The organism is Absiella sp. AM09-50 (assembly GCF_003433845.1).
GTDB classification, from domain to species: domain Bacteria; phylum Bacillota_I; class Bacilli_A; order Erysipelotrichales; family Erysipelotrichaceae; genus Hoskinsella; species Hoskinsella hominis.
In genome coordinates this window covers 45,311-62,214 of record NZ_QVFI01000007.1, presented here as the reverse complement: position 1 = coordinate 62,214, position 16,904 = coordinate 45,311, and the positions used below count along the sequence as shown (strand labels likewise).

Below are 16,904 nucleotides of genomic sequence, written 5' to 3'. Positions count from 1 at the left end.
GCGTTTTTCTGCGTATATTCAGGCAGATGAAAAAAACCATCGAAAAAATCAAGGAGGTTACGCAAATGAACATTTTTGAAACAGTCAAGGCGGCGGTCACGCTCAGACAAGCCGCCGACTACTATGGGCTGAAAATCAACCGTTCCGGGATGGTTTGCTGCCCGTTCCACGACGACAGACACCCCAGCTTGAAGCTGAACGAGGATTACTTCTATTGCTTCGGCTGCGGGGCTACCGGGGATGTGGTGGACTTCACGGCAAGGCTGCTTGGTCTGTCCGCTTATGAAGCGGCACAGAGACTGGCTGCGGACTTCGGGCTGGACACCAGCCGACCGTCTGTGGTAACACAGGTCAGAAAGCCCCGTCCCCGTGTGAACCAGTTGAAGCAGGACGAGCTTCTCTGCATGAATGTGCTGTCCGGGTATCTTCATCTTTTGGAGGATTGGAAAGAGCGATATGCTCCCGAAGCACCGGAGGGAGAGCTTGATGAGAGGTTCGTGGAAGCTTGTCACAAGCTGGAATATGTGGAGTATCTGAATGATTTGCTCCTTACGAGCGATCAGGAAGAAAGGGCTGATACCGTCAAGAAACTTTTGACAGGCGGAACGATTGCAAAAATGCAAGCACGACTGGACGAGCAGAAAAAGGAGGTGCGCTGCCATGTCAGAGAACAGGAAATTGCCTGATATGAATATGCCGATTTGGTTTGACGGCAAGAGTATCAATGAAGCTCTGTTTTGCGAAGATTTTCTGAGTAAACATCAGATTATCTTTGTAGACAGAGCTTTTTTTACACCCGACGGCAGGGTTACAGATGAGTTGACGCTTCGTGGGGAAATCTTTGAGGAACTGAAATACTGTGCCGTGAACAACATTCCCCGCAAAATCAGCAACATCATTGAAATTATGAAGCTGGTGGCTCATGTGGAGGACTTCCCGCCGGAACAGGACAGGATTCATCTGGCAAACGGGACGCTCATGCTGGACGGTACCTTTATAGAGGGCAAGCCGGACATTGTGCGAAACAGGCTCCCGCTTTTCTATCGCCCGGATGAGCCGAAGCCTGTGCTGTGGCTTTCCTTTCTGGATGGTCTGCTTTACCCAGAGGACATCCCCACCTTGCAGGAGTTTATCGGCTACTGCCTGATTCCCTCCAATAAGGGACAGCGGATGATGGTCATTAAGGGCAACGGCGGCGAGGGTAAATCCCAAATCGGTGCAGTGCTGGGACAAATGCTGGGCAGCTCCATGAAAGACGGCAGCATTGGAAAAATCTCTGAGAACCAGTTTGCCCGTGCCGATCTGGAGCATATTCTCCTGTGCGTGGATGATGATATGCGAATGGAAGCTCTGCGTCAGACCAACTATGTCAAATCCATTGTGACAGCTCAAGGAAAGATGGATTTGGAACAAAAGAAGAAACAGAGCTATCAGGGCTGGATGTTCGCTCGTCTGCTGGCTTTCTCCAACGGAGATTTGCAGGCATTGTATGACCGAAGTGACGGCTTCTATCGTCGCCAGCTTGTGCTGACCACCAAGGAAAAGCCTGCCGGAAGAATGGATGACCCCGACCTTGCTGAGAAGATGAAAGCCGAAGTAGAGGGGATTTTCCTGTGGGCGTTTGAGGGGTTACAGCGTTTGGTGGGCAACAAATTCAAATTCACAGAAAGTGAGCGCACCAAAGCAAACCGAGAGTCTGTCAAGCGTGACAACAACAATATTTTCGACTTTATAGAGTCTGAGGGGTACATCCGTCTGAAAGCAGATGCGTCCATCAGTTCCAAGGAGCTGTACGAAATCTATCGGATGTGGTGTGAAGAAAACTCTCTGCCGCCCCTGAAATCCCGCAGCTTTAGTGACAGTGTGGTAGCAAATTTAAGTCGCTACAATCTGGAACACACCAATAAAATTACAAACTCTGCCGGGCGCAGGGTGTGGGGCTTCATGGGAATTGAAGCCGTTGCCCGCCCGAATATAAATGGGTTTTACGACGTTTCGCCGTGTACGTACGTACCGGAGGAATGGCGGGATTGATTTTTTGGTACGTATGTACACAGCGTACAACCGGAAATCACTCCTATATAAAACCATCGTGACGTACCCCAATGACAGAAAAAGCTCGTCTTTTTTCTGTCAGCGGACGGGGCAGTTTCGCAAAACAGCAGCCGTCCGTGCCGGACATTGGAAAGATGAGCAGACAACTTTCCGGTGTTCGGCAGAGGTCGCCGCAGCGACCGCACTCCCCCTCGGAGAGCCCACGGCACTTTGCAGCCAGTATGGATGAAAGTGTCATAGTGGGTTATTACACTTCCGCAGAAGTGCCTCTCCAAAGCTACCCTGTCTGCAAATCCCAAAGAAAGGAAAAATGCTATGGCAAGAAATGACGGAGTTGACCGTACCTGTGCAAGAAATATGGATGTCGCAGATAAAGACATCGGAGATGCCCAGGCACACAACGAGCGTGAAAAAGAAATATACAGTAACGAAGATATTATCCCGGAAAGAAGCTCTCTCAACGTACACTTCAAAGAACCGACCGGGAGCTATGCAGAGATGTTTGAGCAGATGAAAGCTGACAACATCATTTCCACCAGAGGTCTGAAAGCGGATGCTGTCCATTTCAATGAGATGGTCTTTGATGTGAACACTGCTTACTTTGATAACCACGGCGGCTATGAATTTGCCAAACAGTTTTATGCTGATGCCTATAAATCCGCTGTAGAGATTGTAGGCGGCGAGCAGTATATCCTCTCGGCAGTCATGCACGCTGACGAGATCAACCGGGCTATGTCCGAAGCACTTGGCAAGGATGTGTTCCACTATCATCTTCATGTGGTCTATGTTCCGGTGGTGGAGAAACAGATTCTGTGGTCGAAACGCTGCAAGGATGAAGCTCTCAGAGGAACGGTAAAGGAAACCATTATGCAGGTCAGCCGCAGTAAAAAGTGGCTGTCCAAGCCTGCTATGGACGAGGACGGAAAACCAATCCTGCAAGCCAATGGTAAGCCTGTCCTTAGAAAATCCTACTCTGTTTTGCAGGATGATTTTTACCAGCACATGAGGGCTGCCGGATATACCGATGTGGAGCGTGGAGAGCGTGACAGCACCGAGGAACATCTGACCGTGACCCGGTTTAAGGTAGCACAGGAAAAGCAGCGACTGGAAGCTGTGACAGCGGAGCTGACCCAGAAAGAAGCACAGCTTGATGATGCCACACAGGCTGCGGAAAAGAAAAAGCAGGAGCTGAAATCCCTACAAGCGCAGACCAAGGCGGCAACCGGAATAGCGGTGACGGTTCAGGAACTGGAGTCGATGGGTAAGAAATCTTTTACCGGGAACATCGTTCTGACACCCGATGAGTGCCGTACTCTCAAAAATTATGCTGTCAGCAGCTTTGCTGAAAAAGCGGAGAAATTGAAATACCAGCAGAAATATGAAACAGCCAAGAAAGATGCTGGTATCTGGAAAAAGAAATATATTGACCTGAAAGAAAAAGCCCAGCCTTATCTGGATGCAGTGGAAGTTGCATCGGAAAAGGTAAGGGCTTTTCTTTCTGCTATCCTCGCAAGAGGAAAAGAGGTACAGGACGTTAAGCAGGAGCATGGACGAAAAAGAAAGGAGATTGCCTTTGACAGATAATTGGAATGGCTTTGCCGATTTACTTGCAAATTTAATAGAGAAATATGCGGCGGTTCTGGATATTGATAATCTTCCGGAGCCGCCGTCTTGTTTGGAGGAAGAAAATGACTCCGAAGAATCCAAGGACACTATTGATTCAACAAAAATTCAATGATATAATAGACGTGGAATAAGTGTCCAAACTCTATGTGGGAGCTGCTATTCTCTACGCATAGAGCTACATAGAACAAAAGTGCAACACCCCGTTGCACAAATAGGAATGAGGTGTTTCGGTGAACAATTATGACGATATGAATCAAAAATCCAATATGATTATTTACACAACAGAAGATGGATTGACGAAAATTGAAACCACATTTGATGAAGATACCGTCTGGTTATCCATTGACCAGATGGCAGAACTGTTCCAGAGAGATAGAAGCGTTATCGGAAAGCACGTTAGAAATATCTTTAAGGAAGGCGAACTGGTCAAAGAATCAGTTTGGGCAAAATTTGCCTACACTGCCGCTGACGGAAAAGTATATGATGTAGATTACTATAATCTTGATGTTATCATCTCCGTTGGCTATCGTGTAAAATCCAAGCGTGGCACACAGTTCAGAATCTGGGCAACCAATATTCTCAAAGAATATATGAAAAAAGGTTTTGCCATGGACGATGAACGATTGAAAAATCTGGGCGGCGGTGGATATTTTAAGGAACTGCTTGAAAGAATCAGAGACATTCGTGCTTCGGAAAAGGTATTTTATCGTCAGGTGCTTGAAATCTATGCCACCAGCATTGACTATGACCCGAAAGCGGAAATTTCTATCCGGTTCTTCAAAAAAGTTCAGAACAAAATTCATTATGCCATTCACGGACAGACTGCGGCAGAAGTGATTTACAGCAGAGCTGATGCGGAAAAAGAGTTCATGGGACTGACCACCTTCGCCGGAAATCAGCCCACACTCAAAGAAGCAGTTATTGCGAAAAACTATCTGGATGAGAAAGAGCTTCGTGCTATGGGACAGCTCGTATCCGGTTATCTGGATTTTGCGGAGCGTCAGGCAGAGCGTGAACAGGTAATGACCATGCAGGATTGGGCAGAACATCTGGATCGCATCCTTACCATGAGCGGAGAACAGCTTTTAATAGGAAATGGAAGCATTTCTCATAAACAGGCGGTAGATAAAGCCACAGATGAATATCGAAAATACAAGGCAAGAACGCTCAGTGATGTGGAAACAGATTACCTAAATTCCATTAAAATGCTGGAACAGAAAACTGACGGCAAAGAGTAACGGATGATGAAAACTGAATTATGCCACAAGCTGTGGCACAAATGAGGATGGCGATATGAAAGAAGAAAAAATAAAAGTATATATTTATACGAGAGTATCTACTGCCGTTCAGGTAGACGGCTACTCCTTAGATGCTCAGAAATCAAGAATGAAAGCCTATGCTGAGTTCAATGACTTCCAGATTGTTGGTGAATATGAGGATGCCGGTAAATCGGGAAAGTCCATCGAGGGCAGATTGGAATTTAACCGCATGATGGAGGACATTAAGTCCGGTAAGGATGGCGTGTCCTATGTGCTGGTGTTTAAGTTATCCCGTTTCGGCAGAAATGCGGCAGATGTGCTTTCCACCTTACAGGTGATGCAGGATTTCGGTGTCAATCTGATTTGTGTGGAGGATGGCATTGATTCCTCCAAGGATGCCGGTAAGCTGATGATTTCCGTGCTGTCTGCGGTTGCTGAGATTGAGCGTGAGAATATCCGTGTTCAGACGATGGAGGGCAGAATCCAGAAAGCACGTGAGGGTAAATGGAACGGCGGATTTGCTCCCTACGGATACAAATTGGAGAAAGGTATGCTGTATATCAACGAGGAAGAAGCCGAAGCAATCCGCATTATCTTTGACCAGTATGTGCATACCGATATGGGGGCAAATGGTCTTGCGAAATACCTTGCCAATCACGGTATCAATAAGATTCAGAGACAGAATGGAAAAAATCCTCTGTTTGATGCAGCACTGATTCGCAGAATTTTGAAAAACCCCGTTTACTGCGGTAAAATCGCTTACGGCAGGAGAAGAACGGAAAAGGTACATGGAACTCGTAATGATTACCGACTTGTGGAGCAGGAAAATTATCTGTTGGTTGATGGTCTGCATGAAGCCATTGTATCAGAAGAACTCTGGCACGAAGCACAGGTAAAACTGCTTGCCCAGGCGAAAAAATATGAAAAAGTCAACAACGGCAAAGATAATAAGGTACACCTGCTGACCGGATTACTCAAATGTCCTATTTGTGGAGCCGGAATGTACGGCAATAAAAGCATCAAGCATAAAGCAGACGGCACAAAATATAAGGATTTCTTTTATTATGGATGTAAACATCGCAACATGACTCGGGGTCACAAATGCGAATACAAGAAGCAAATCAATGAAGAACTGCTGGACAGTGCCGTTGCAGAGGTTATTATCAAGCTGGTCAGCAATCCGAAGTTTGCGGCGATGATGCAGCAAAAAATCAATATGAAGATAGACACCTCTGCCATTGAGCAGGAGATTGCCAATTATGAAAAGCAGCTCCGTCAGAGCTATGCCACAAAGTCTCGTTTGATTGATGAGATTGATACCCTTGACCCGGATGATAAGCACTACATCAGGCGTAAAGCAGACCTTGATGATCGCCTTTATAAGATGTATGATAAGATAGAAGATACAGAGAATCTGTTGATTGAAGCCAGAGCAAAGAAAATGGCAATTGAAGCAGAGAAACTCACTGCTGACAATATCTACAAAGTGCTGATTTATTTTGAAAAGCTGTACGCCGTCATGGATGAGCAGGAGAAGCGAAAGATTATGGAATCACTGATCTCCGAAATCCATATCTACGAGGAACGGCAGCCGAACGGTCAGTGGCTCAAATCTATCAAATTCAAGCTTCCGATTATTGAGGAAGATATGGAAATGAGTTTGGACAATGATACACACGTTGAAAGTATTGTATTACTACAAAGAAGATAAGAACTAACAGATGCAGGTATGGATGGCTTGCATCTTTTTTACGCATTAGGAAAGTTAATAAAACAAGCTTCCAAATATTTCATATATAAAAACATGTTATAATAGCGATGAGGTGATATCATGATAGCGAAGTTTATGCGAACGATAAGGTTCTATATATTACCTGTCATACAAGCAAAGAAGACAAGATTTATAATAGTCAGCGGATTTATTATATTTTTTCATATCATTGCAGTGTTGATGACTACTGGAGAATTTAAGATAGATATATTAAAGGGAATGGGGATTTCTGCGATTAGTTATGTTGTTGTAAAAAGCATTGTTACAGTTATAGGATATGCGGGTAGTATGAAACGAGATCAACCATGGGTTAAAAGCAGCTTTATATTATATCCTGGTCGATATTACAGGTCTTTAAATGGGGGAATAAAGGAACGTCATGATAGTCCGGTAAATGATCATGATGAATTTTGCTTGTTCTTGCTGGTTATTTTTTGTTTAACCTTCATACCATTTTTCGATCAATTACAGGCTGGAGATATAAAGGAGGCACAATTGATTTTATATTTTCAGACAGGTTTGTTATCAGCTTTTTTCACAATCCTTTTAAAGATACCAGCATATGAAACAGAATATAATGACAATCTGAAAAAGGCAAAAAGGATATTTATGGAATGTGGAGGAAATCGTGAACAATTAGATGCTTCAGAAGAATATTATGAATACCAAGTTGATATTGATACAGAACAGAAATGGTATAAGGAGATAGAAATGAAGGAATATGAATGGATACGTCCTTATCAAAAGGAAGATTTATCGCAAATTCTGTGTTTGTTTTATGAAACAGTTCATCATATAAATGCGAAAGATTATACAAAAGAACAATTGGATGTATGGGCAGATGGTAAAGCGAATGAGAAGGTATGGAATGAGCATTTATCACAAAATACCACTTTGGTTTATGTAAGATGTGGGGAAATCTTAGGGTTTGCGGATATGGAGGAAAATGGATATCTTGATCATTTGTTTATACATAAGGATCATCAAAATGAAGGCATTGCTACAAAGCTTTGTAATCGATTAGAAAAGCAAAGTAATGCTGAAATGTTTTCTACTCATGCATCGATCACCGCAAAGCCATTTTTTCTAAACAGAGGATATAAGGTGGTAAAAAAACAGCAGGTGGAACGTAAAGGAATCCTGTTGACAAATTATATAATGCAGAAAGAAAATAAGATTAGAGAAAAGTGAGGAAAAATAATGAATGATAAACAACGAATGCTGGCGGGAAAACTATATAATCCATATCATATACAAGATCATGCCTGGGAGAATTGTCGGGAAGCTTTAGAGAAATTCCATGCATTGCCATATGATCATCAAGAAGAAAGTATGCGGATTTTAAAGGGAATTTTTGGTCATTTAGAAGAGGATGCCAATATCATTCCACCATTTTTTTGTGACAAGGGTGCACAGATTTATATTGGAAAGCAGTTTTTTGCGAATACCGGTTTATTGATATTGGATGAAGCAGAAGTACGAATTGGCGATCATGTGTTTTTAGGACCAAGAGTAAGTATCTATACTGCTGCACATCCAATTGATGCCATGGTTAGAAATATGGGACTTGAATGTGGTAAAGGTGTTACCATTGGTCATGATGTATGGATTGGTGGAAATGTTGTCATTAATCCAGGTGTGACAATAGGAAATAATGTGGTAATTGGCTCTGGCTCCGTGGTAACCAATGATATTTGTGATGGTGTAATCGCGGCTGGAAATCCATGCAGAATAATACGGAAAATTACAGAGGAAGATAAGGCGTATTGGCAAAAAGAAATGAAGGAATATTTAGAAGATGAAGATACGAAATTATGAAATATAATCATTTGATAAAAGTGAAGCAAATATTATATAAAATGGCATAGTGGTTAAATTATGTTCATGATATGATATAAAAAACCAATGGAAAGGAATAATCATATGAAAGTAAAAGAATTACGAGATACTTTAAAAGATAAAGATGTGAAATTGGTAAATGAAGCGTTTGTGGAAGTATATAAAATGTTATTAATATAAATTATTAACAAATGCTTGTGGCGTATATTTGTTTGATACAGATGATCCTTTTGGCTCTGTTGGTTATATAAGTCAGGTAGATTTATATAATTGTATTATTGAAAGAATGATTCCTTTAGGACTAGATGATAAAGCAATTAAATTAATGATACAATTGGCTTGTAATATAGATTTAGATTCTATGACATTGCATATAGAATTATATGATAGATTATTAGCAAACTATGAATTGGAAGAGCAAAGAAAAGATGTCATCAGAATCGCAAAGATCATGCGTGAAAATGTATCAGATAAATTAAAAAAATATAAATCTAAATATCAAAGACCTTATGAGTTAGTTTCCGTTATGAGGGAATATAATGACTTGATTTTCATCTTTTTAACAGCATTTGGCATTGGTAAAAAAGAAGTAGATGATTATCTGAAATATGATCAAGAAAAAGATGAAGAAGTATCAATGTATAAAATGCTGGATTATATTGATATTTTTGGAGCTGATGAAGATTGGGTGGATGTATATGAGTATATGGCTGTCGCAAAAAAAGTAACACCAAGAAAAAAACTACAGGAAAAATACAAAGAATTGAAAAAGGAGATCAATGGGTGATTTATGAATAAGGAACAGATTACATCAAAAACAGAAGCTTCGATACGACAACAATTATATCAAAGAGGATATGCTACTTGTATTGATACGATGGTATCTTTGGGATGGTTAAATCCTAAAGATGTTAGTCGATGGCAAAAAGGTGAAATTCCATATTTAGAAAGAGTTTGTGGATCTAATCTAGGTCATTTGAATACTTTTTTAAAGGCATATCATCAATATGCGATGAAAAATGGCTATAAAGAAAACTGGACATGCTATCGCCATAAGAAAACAAAGAAAATGTTACGCTTTTCAAAAAGTGGTAATGAAGTCGTAGAAAAACGATATGCGACACATATTGTCTGTATGGAATGTAAAAAGAAAGAGAAAGTAAAGGAAGTTTTAGATGGAGAAAAAAACACTAAATAAATTACTGGAAAATGCATTAAAAACTGACTGTATTCAAATAATATATGAGCTTTTAAAATTAAATCCAGAAGGCGAGGAGCTCATTAACGATTGGTATGAAAAGAATGATCAAAAGCGTAAAGAAGAAGCACAAGATGCTGAATTTATAAATTTATGGGATGAAAGAATATTGCCAACAGTTATGGCATTCAATGAATATGGTGGTGGCGATTATAGAGAAGAAGATGATGCTATTTTCCTATTATGGGAATTATCAAAAATGGGCAAAGAGAAAAATATTTCTTGGAATGCTAGAAAAATGGTGATGGATTCTATGATGGAACAATATGCTATTGGTAATAGTGGATTTGAAGATATGTTGTATGAGATTGCAAGTGGATTTTGTGATACCGAAGAAGAAATTGTATATTTTGAAGAATTATAAAAAATGATCGTATAGGCTAATTTGCTTGCACGATCATTTTCGTTTTTCATTAAAATGAATGGGGGTATGGCGAAAGATTATTCTTGTGTATTTTTTACTTTTTTATGATATTCATTGGTAGCGGCATTTACTTCATTTTCAATTTTACGTGGGCGAAATTCATCTTTGCCAGCATCACATAATGGGCATTGATAATCCGCTGGTTCCTTTAAAAAATCTTCTCCATCATAGATATATCCACATACACTACACATATATTCCATAGTCAATGTCCTCTCTTTCTTTATTTGCGATTGTATTATATAGGAAAAAAAACGCTCTGTCATGTAGAATGCTTGAAGAAAAATCAGAAATCAGGGATGAAAGGGTATGCAATCTGACGATTCAAAAGATTTTTTCACAAAATTTTACATTTCTATATTCATCAGACAAAAAATAGAGTAAAATTGTAATGTACGTTTGTACAAAACAAAAAGAGAGTTTAATTGGAGGTAATTATGAGCGGTTTTTTTGGAGTAGCTTCAAAAGAAGATTGTGTATTAGACGTGTTCTTTGGTGTAGACTACCACTCACATCTGGGAACAAGGAGAGGTGGAATGGCAATCCACGGAGAAAAAGGCTTTGCCCGTGCCATCCATAACATTGAAAATTCACCGTTCCGTACAAAATTTGAAAAAGACATTGATGAATTTCAAGGAAATTTAGGTATCGGATGTATTTCTGATAACGAAGCACAGCCACTGCTGGTAAAATCTCATTTAGGATCATTTGCCATCACAACTGTTGGACGAATCAACAACATTGCTGAGTTACAGGATTTATGCTTTGAAAGAGGTGTAACACACTTTCTGGAAATGAGTACAGGTCAGGTAAATCCTACCGAATTAGTAGCTTCACTTATTAATCATGAAGAAACAATTGTGGATGGATTGCGTTATGTTCAAAATCTGGTAAAGGGCAGTATGAGCATTCTGGTTATGACGCCAGATGGAATTTATGCCGCAAGAGATCGTTTAGGAAGAACACCAATTGTATTAGGTGAAAAACCTACAGGGTTCTGTGCAACTTTTGAAAGTAGCGCATTCTTAAATTTAGGATATCACCATTATCGTGATTTAGGACCTGGTGAAATTGTATTTATCACACCATCAAGTATTGAAGTTAAACAAAAACCAATGGATAAGATGAAAATCTGTTCATTCTTATGGGTTTACTATGGATATCCAACATCTACTTATGAAGGTGTAAATGTAGAATGTATGCGTAATCGCTGTGGAGAATTATTAGCAAAACGAGATAGTGTTGATGTGGACAGTGTTGCAGGTGTTCCTGATTCAGGTATTGCACATGCAGTAGGATATGCAAATCAATCAGGCATTCCATTTGCCCGTCCATTTATTAAGTATACACCAACATGGCCACGTTCTTTTATGCCAACCAGTCAGGCACAGCGTTCTATGATTGCGAAAATGAAATTGATTCCTGTTCAGGAATTGATTAAAGATAAGCGATTATTGCTGATCGATGATTCCATCGTACGTGGAACACAGCTTGGAGAAACAACCGAGTTCTTATATGACAGTGGCGCAAAAGAAGTACATGTTCGCCCTGCTTGTCCACCAATTATTTTTGGTTGTAAATATTTGAATTTCTCACGTTCAAGTTCTGAAATGGATTTGATTACACGCCGTGTTATCCGTAAACTGGAGGGTGATGATGTATCTGATGCAGTACTTGCAGAATATGCTGATCCAGATAGTGAACGTTATAATAATATGTGTGAAGAAATCCGTCAAAGATCAAATTTCACATCTTTACGCTATCACCGTATTGATGATATGGTAGAAGCCATTGGATTAGAAAAATGTAAACTTTGTACATATTGCTTTGATGGTAGAGAAGACGACGAAGATTAGATTATAGAAAGGCAGATTATGTAAAATTTAATCTGTCTTTTTCCACATAAATATATGTAAAGATTTATCAAATGTGATAAACTATAGGCGAAGATGAAAAGATAGGAGAAAAACTAATGAAACAGGACATGATTGTAATTTTAGACTTAGGTAGTGAAGAAAACACTAGACTTGCCAGAGAAATTCGTGAATTAGGTGTATACAGTGAAATTTATCCACATGATATCACAAAAGAAGAACTAACAAACCTTCCAAATGTAAAAGGTATTATCATTAATGGCGGACCTAATCATATCGTAGATGGCGTGCGTATTGATGTATGTGAGCATGTATATGAAGCAGGTTATCCTGTAATGTCAGTAGGTCATGAACTAGCAAAATGCGAAAATGCAATGGATGCGTGGTCTGATGATAAAGAAGAACGTTTGAATGTTTTAAAGAACTTTGTATTTGATACATGTAAGGCTGAAGCAAACTGGAATATGAAAAACTTTGTGGCAGATCAGATTGAATTGGTTCGTAAACAAGTGGGAGATAAGAAAGTGTTGCTGGCATTATCAGGTGGTGTTGACAGCTCTGTTGTTGCGGCTTTATTGATCAAAGCCATTGGAAAACAACTGGTATGTGTTCACGTAAATCATGGATTGATGAGAAAAGGTGAATCTGAAAGTGTTGTAGAAGTTTTCAAAAACCAGTTAGACGCAAACTTGATTTATGTAGATGCAAGTGAGCGATTCTTAGGCAAACTGGAAGGCGTTGCTGATCCAGAAAAGAAACGTAAAATCATTGGTGCTGAATTTATTCGTGTGTTTGAAGAAGAAGCACGCAAATTGGAAGGTATTGACTTCTTAGGACAGGGTACAATTTATCCTGATATCGTAGAAAGTGGTACGAAAACTGCTAAGATGGTAAAATCTCACCACAATGTTGGTGGACTTCCAGAAGATTTAGGTTTCTCTTTAGTTGAACCATTACGTATGTTATTTAAAGATGAAGTGCGTGCATGTGGATTAGAATTAGGATTGCCTGATGAAATGGTATTCCGTCAGCCTTTCCCAGGACCTGGTTTAGGTGTTCGTTGTTTAGGCGCAATTACAAAAGAACGTTTAGAAGCAGTTCGTGAAGCGGATGCAATTTTAAGAGAAGAATTCCATAATGCCGGATTGGATAAAAAAGTTTGGCAGTATTTCACAGTTGTACCTGATTTCAAATCTGTTGGTGTTAGAGATAATGCAAGATGCTTTGAGTATCCTGTGATCATTCGTGCTGTAAATACAGTCGACGCAATGACTGCGACAATCGAACAGATTGAATGGCCAGTGTTGATGAAGATTACAGATCGTATCTTGAAGGAAGTAGCAAATGTCAATCGTGTTTGTTATGACTTGTCACCAAAACCTACTGCTACAATTGAGTGGGAATAACAATTGAAATCGAAAAAAACGCCTAGAAATGGGCGTTTTTTGCATATTTAAGGGTTGTTCTGATACCGTTTTGATACCACTAGACTTAGTTATGTATATTTTAATAGTTAGTTATTTTTTACCAGTATAATTAATTTTCCAGTCTATGTATTCTTCTTTGCTGATTTTACCACTTCTTAAATCAGCTTTTTTTTGCATCCATTCTTCCATTAAGTCATCAAGTAAGATGTTATAGTCTAAGTCTATTAAGTAACGTTCATTTTCTTTTGTAATATTAAATAGGTTGTCTTGATCAAAATCAAACAACATAAAAATGAAGTCCAAAATTGCCGTATGTTCTTTTGTGCTTAGATAATATGATTCAACATCTAATGCTTCACTGATTTTTTCAAGCATATCTTCTTTAGGTGTTCGTTTCCCATTTTCATATTGAGAGATACGAGTACGACCATTTTCGTTATAACCAAGACCTACTTTGCCGGCAAGTTCTTCTTGTCGCATTCCTCTTAGCATTCGTACATATTTAATTCTTTCTCCTATATTCATTTTTTATCTCACCACCATTCGTTATTACTAGTATATCATATCTAAAATAAATATTAAACAAAAAAGTTCACATTTCTATTGACGATAACAAAAAGGTAGTTGTTGGTGAAACTGTTTCGGCATGTTATAAGGATAAAGATTTTTATAATTTTAAACCAAGAGCCAAATTGATATTTGCGTTAAATGAAATACCTTATTCAAAAGAAATCAATTATGGATTTATTCGACGATTATCCTATGTGAAGTTTGTAAATCAATACGTTGATGAACCTAAAGGAGAACATCAAAAGAAGGTAAATCGAAATCTAGAAAAAAGGTTAGCAAAAAATCTATCAGGTATTTTTAATTGGTGTTATGAGGGATATAAAAAATTATGTGTTCTTGATAGATTTCTAGACATTCAAGATGATCATGATATGAAGGATTTGTTTTTTAATATATCTTCTCCTATTTATTCATTCTTCAAGGATATGAAACCTTTAAATGAGAGAACATTAACACGAGATATTTATTCTATTTATATTACTTGGTGTAAGGATAATTATGTAACTCCTCAAAGTGTGGCAAACTTTTCAAAACAATTTTCAGCTGTTTCTAGTGGTGTATATAAATACTTTGATACAACAAAGAATGTTGAATCAGATGATGGGAAAATTCAAAAAGTACATTTACGAGGATATGAACCAATCTAAAGTAAATGTAGCAATATACCAGGTATATCGGTATACGCATATACCAGTATACCCGGTATATCTTGATGTTTCATAATGAAAGAATCATATGATAAAAGACTAAAATCGTGTCTTATTGTATTAGCAAGCAACGTATTTCGGGGACGAAATACACAAGTTAGGGTAGCCCTAATACCCATGAGAAAGGAGTTGATGCTGATGGCAAGTAGAAATAATATTAAAATTAGACTAAATGATGATGAGTTATCATTGTTAAATGACAGAGTTATCAAATCAGGATATAGTCGAGAACGATATATTCGTTCACTTATAAGTGGTATTGTTCCAAAAGAAAAACCACCACTTGAATATCATAAACTTATCAATGAATTTAATCATATAGGAGTCAATCTAAATCAATTAGTTAGACAGCTTTATCAACAACCGATATTAGAAACCGATGTAAGAACTGTTTTAAATCAACTAGAGGACATGATTAAAAATCTTGATAAACAAGTAAGGACACCGATAAAATAATGGCTACAACACGTATATGGGCAGTGAGAAGTCGATTAGACCATATGGTTGATTATGTATCAAACAAAGAGAAAACTGTTGCACTAGAAACTGTTGTTGATTATGTAACGAATGATAAAAAGACATTTGAAAAGGAATATGTAACTTGCATAAACTGTGTGTATCATGATCCGTATTCCTCAATGACTAATACGAAGAAACAGTTTAATGATAATAAAGAAATATTAGCGTTTCATGGTTATCAATCATTTGAAGCAGGTGAAGTTACGCCAGAACTTGCACATCAAATTGGAGTTGAATTTGCCAATAAATTATGGGGAGATCATTTTGAAGTTGTTGTTGCAACACATTTAAATACTGAACATATTCATAATCACTTTTTGATTAATGCAACTTCATGTGTTGATGGTAAACGATATTGTAATACTAATAAAGATATTCATAATATGAGAGAAGTTTCAGATGACTTATGTAGAAAATATCATTTATCAGTTATTGATAAAACAAAAGAAAAAGATAATTATTACCGAGAAAAACCTTTACGAGAATTAGCAAAAGAATCTATTGATTATGCAATTTCAATTAGTTTAACATTCACAAGTTTTGTGAAAGAATTGGATACAATGGGGTTTGAAGTTAAAGGGGCTGAGGATGGTTTTAAGATAAGACAAGTATCATCTAGTAAATTTATTAGAGTAAAATCACTTGGTAATAGTTATACATTTGAAAGTATTCGAGAAAGAATATTAGGACATCCAATTAAGATACAAACAATATATGATAAGAAAAACTTTGATATTGATTATTGGTGTAAGAAATATGAACGTGGAGAGTTAACTGGATTTCAAAAATTAATTATACATTATCAATATGTACTAGGTATTTTACCTAAACCAAATTCAAGACGATTTAAGCATAGCAAAGAGTATTATCAAGCATTAAAACATATGGATGAAATATCAGATCAAACGATTTTAATGTTTAAATATGATATTAAAACAATAGATGATTTAGAAAAAATTCAATTGAATATTGAAACTAAGTTAAAAGAAAAGTTAGAACAAAGACAAAAACTTTATAACAGAATTAGACGTTGTAAGGATACTGATTTTAAAAGTAAATTACAAACTGAAACAAAGTCTTATTCCAAAGAAATTAAAGAATTAAGAAAACAAATGAAATTATGTAATGGTATTGAAAAACGTTCTAAACAAATGGAACAAACAATATCAAACATTCAAGAAGAAAGAGGTAAAAACAGATATGAAAGATATTAATTATAGTGAAGTGAATGATTGTTTATTTCCAAATTTAAAAGGACTTGAAGAAGTAAAAGCAAATTCATATTTTGCAAGAATGAAAATTAAATATTTAAAAGAAAATGAACAAGGACATTTATTTTCATTGATGGCTAAGAATGAATTATCAACTTATCTTGAACAAGTAGATAAAGAAGTCAATGAAATGTATGATAGACTTGTTGAAGAATATAAAACTAAATGGAATGTTACTGAAGAATTAAAAGCACACAACCAAATGGAATGGGTTCAACAAATGAATAACATTGATAATGTTGTGAAAGAAATAATTTTGAAGGAATATATCTATAACTGATATTATTTGATATTTCCAATTTAC

The 16,904-nt window shown here is 37.7% G+C and carries 19 protein-coding genes; 17 read left to right on the top strand and 2 right to left on the bottom strand.

Annotated elements, in window-relative coordinates; translation table 11 throughout:
- Window positions 1–26 precede the first annotated feature (26 nt).
- The 11 genes from DW114_RS08265 (at window position 27) to DW114_RS08220 (ending at window position 10,172) form a co-directional block, all read left to right on the top strand.
- Complete coding sequence (locus DW114_RS08265) at window positions 27–686, top strand: CHC2 zinc finger domain-containing protein (protein WP_117453300.1); 660 nt, start codon at window positions 27–29, stop codon at window positions 684–686.
- Window positions 661–2,034: a DNA primase family protein gene (locus tag DW114_RS08260; protein WP_117453299.1), complete on the top strand. Its 1,374-nt coding sequence runs from the start codon at window positions 661–663 to the stop codon at window positions 2,032–2,034. Before DW114_RS08265 ends, DW114_RS08260 begins: the two co-directional genes overlap by 26 nt.
- 336 nt (window positions 2,035–2,370) lie before the next feature.
- Entirely contained in the window at window positions 2,371–3,639 is a 1,269-nt protein-coding gene (locus tag DW114_RS08255) for a plasmid recombination protein (RefSeq protein WP_117453298.1), read from the top strand.
- Complete coding sequence (locus tag DW114_RS21465; protein WP_187426190.1) at window positions 3,629–3,793, top strand: hypothetical protein; 165 nt, start codon at window positions 3,629–3,631, stop codon at window positions 3,791–3,793. The genes DW114_RS08255 and DW114_RS21465 overlap by 11 nt, the downstream gene beginning before the upstream one ends.
- A 118-nt stretch (window positions 3,794–3,911) precedes the next feature.
- Window positions 3,912–4,919: a virulence RhuM family protein gene (gene rhuM / locus DW114_RS08250; RefSeq protein WP_117453297.1), complete on the top strand. Its 1,008-nt coding sequence runs from the start codon at window positions 3,912–3,914 to the stop codon at window positions 4,917–4,919.
- A 55-nt stretch (window positions 4,920–4,974) separates the two neighbouring features.
- Window positions 4,975–6,651 (top strand): recombinase family protein, encoded by a 1,677-nt coding sequence (locus tag DW114_RS08245; protein ID WP_117453296.1) that lies wholly within the window; start codon window positions 4,975–4,977, stop codon window positions 6,649–6,651.
- A gap of 120 nt (window positions 6,652–6,771) precedes the next feature.
- Window positions 6,772–7,902 (top strand): GNAT family N-acetyltransferase, encoded by a 1,131-nt coding sequence (locus DW114_RS21630; RefSeq protein WP_233509434.1) that lies wholly within the window; start codon window positions 6,772–6,774, stop codon window positions 7,900–7,902.
- A gap of 9 nt (window positions 7,903–7,911) precedes the next feature.
- Window positions 7,912–8,529 (top strand): sugar O-acetyltransferase, encoded by a 618-nt coding sequence (locus DW114_RS08235; RefSeq protein WP_117453295.1) that lies wholly within the window; start codon window positions 7,912–7,914, stop codon window positions 8,527–8,529.
- Between the two features lie 229 nt (window positions 8,530–8,758).
- Window positions 8,759–9,337, top strand: a complete 579-nt coding sequence (locus DW114_RS08230; protein ID WP_117453294.1) for a hypothetical protein — start codon at window positions 8,759–8,761, stop codon at window positions 9,335–9,337.
- Between the two features lie 3 nt (window positions 9,338–9,340).
- Window positions 9,341–9,748: a hypothetical protein gene (locus tag DW114_RS08225; RefSeq protein ID WP_117453293.1), complete on the top strand. Its 408-nt coding sequence runs from the start codon at window positions 9,341–9,343 to the stop codon at window positions 9,746–9,748.
- Entirely contained in the window at window positions 9,726–10,172 is a 447-nt protein-coding gene (locus tag DW114_RS08220) for a hypothetical protein (protein ID WP_117453292.1), read from the top strand. The genes DW114_RS08225 and DW114_RS08220 overlap by 23 nt, the downstream gene beginning before the upstream one ends.
- Window positions 10,173–10,249: 77 nt before the next feature.
- On the opposite strand, the gene DW114_RS22080 is transcribed toward DW114_RS08220, so the two are convergent.
- Complete coding sequence (locus DW114_RS22080) at window positions 10,250–10,435, bottom strand: rubredoxin (protein ID WP_117453291.1); 186 nt, start codon at window positions 10,433–10,435, stop codon at window positions 10,250–10,252.
- Window positions 10,436–10,669: 234 nt separating this feature from the next.
- On the opposite strand from DW114_RS22080, the gene DW114_RS08210 reads away from it, so the two are divergent.
- Both DW114_RS08210 and guaA read left to right on the top strand, forming a co-directional pair.
- Complete coding sequence (locus DW114_RS08210) at window positions 10,670–12,088, top strand: amidophosphoribosyltransferase (protein ID WP_117453290.1); 1,419 nt, start codon at window positions 10,670–10,672, stop codon at window positions 12,086–12,088.
- A gap of 116 nt (window positions 12,089–12,204) precedes the next feature.
- Complete coding sequence (guaA, locus tag DW114_RS08205) at window positions 12,205–13,512, top strand: glutamine-hydrolyzing GMP synthase (protein ID WP_117453289.1); 1,308 nt, start codon at window positions 12,205–12,207, stop codon at window positions 13,510–13,512.
- A gap of 111 nt (window positions 13,513–13,623) precedes the next feature.
- On the opposite strand, the gene DW114_RS08200 is transcribed toward guaA, so the two are convergent.
- A complete protein-coding gene (locus DW114_RS08200; RefSeq protein ID WP_117453288.1) occupies window positions 13,624–14,058 on the bottom strand; it encodes a helix-turn-helix domain-containing protein in 435 nt (144 codons plus the stop codon).
- A gap of 167 nt (window positions 14,059–14,225) precedes the next feature.
- Between DW114_RS08200 and DW114_RS08195 the strand changes: the two genes are divergently transcribed.
- The 4 genes from DW114_RS08195 (at window position 14,226) to DW114_RS08180 (ending at window position 16,880) form a co-directional block, all read left to right on the top strand.
- Complete coding sequence (locus DW114_RS08195; protein WP_233509436.1) at window positions 14,226–14,750, top strand: primase-like DNA-binding domain-containing protein; 525 nt, start codon at window positions 14,226–14,228, stop codon at window positions 14,748–14,750.
- A 198-nt stretch (window positions 14,751–14,948) separates the two neighbouring features.
- A complete protein-coding gene (locus DW114_RS08190) occupies window positions 14,949–15,266 on the top strand; it encodes a plasmid mobilization protein (RefSeq protein ID WP_117453287.1) in 318 nt (105 codons plus the stop codon).
- Complete coding sequence (locus DW114_RS08185; protein ID WP_117453286.1) at window positions 15,266–16,543, top strand: relaxase/mobilization nuclease domain-containing protein; 1,278 nt, start codon at window positions 15,266–15,268, stop codon at window positions 16,541–16,543. The genes DW114_RS08190 and DW114_RS08185 overlap by 1 nt, the downstream gene beginning before the upstream one ends.
- A complete protein-coding gene (locus tag DW114_RS08180; RefSeq protein ID WP_117453285.1) occupies window positions 16,530–16,880 on the top strand; it encodes a TnpV protein in 351 nt (116 codons plus the stop codon). Before DW114_RS08185 ends, DW114_RS08180 begins: the two co-directional genes overlap by 14 nt.
- The last annotated feature ends 24 nt before the right edge of the window (window positions 16,881–16,904 follow it).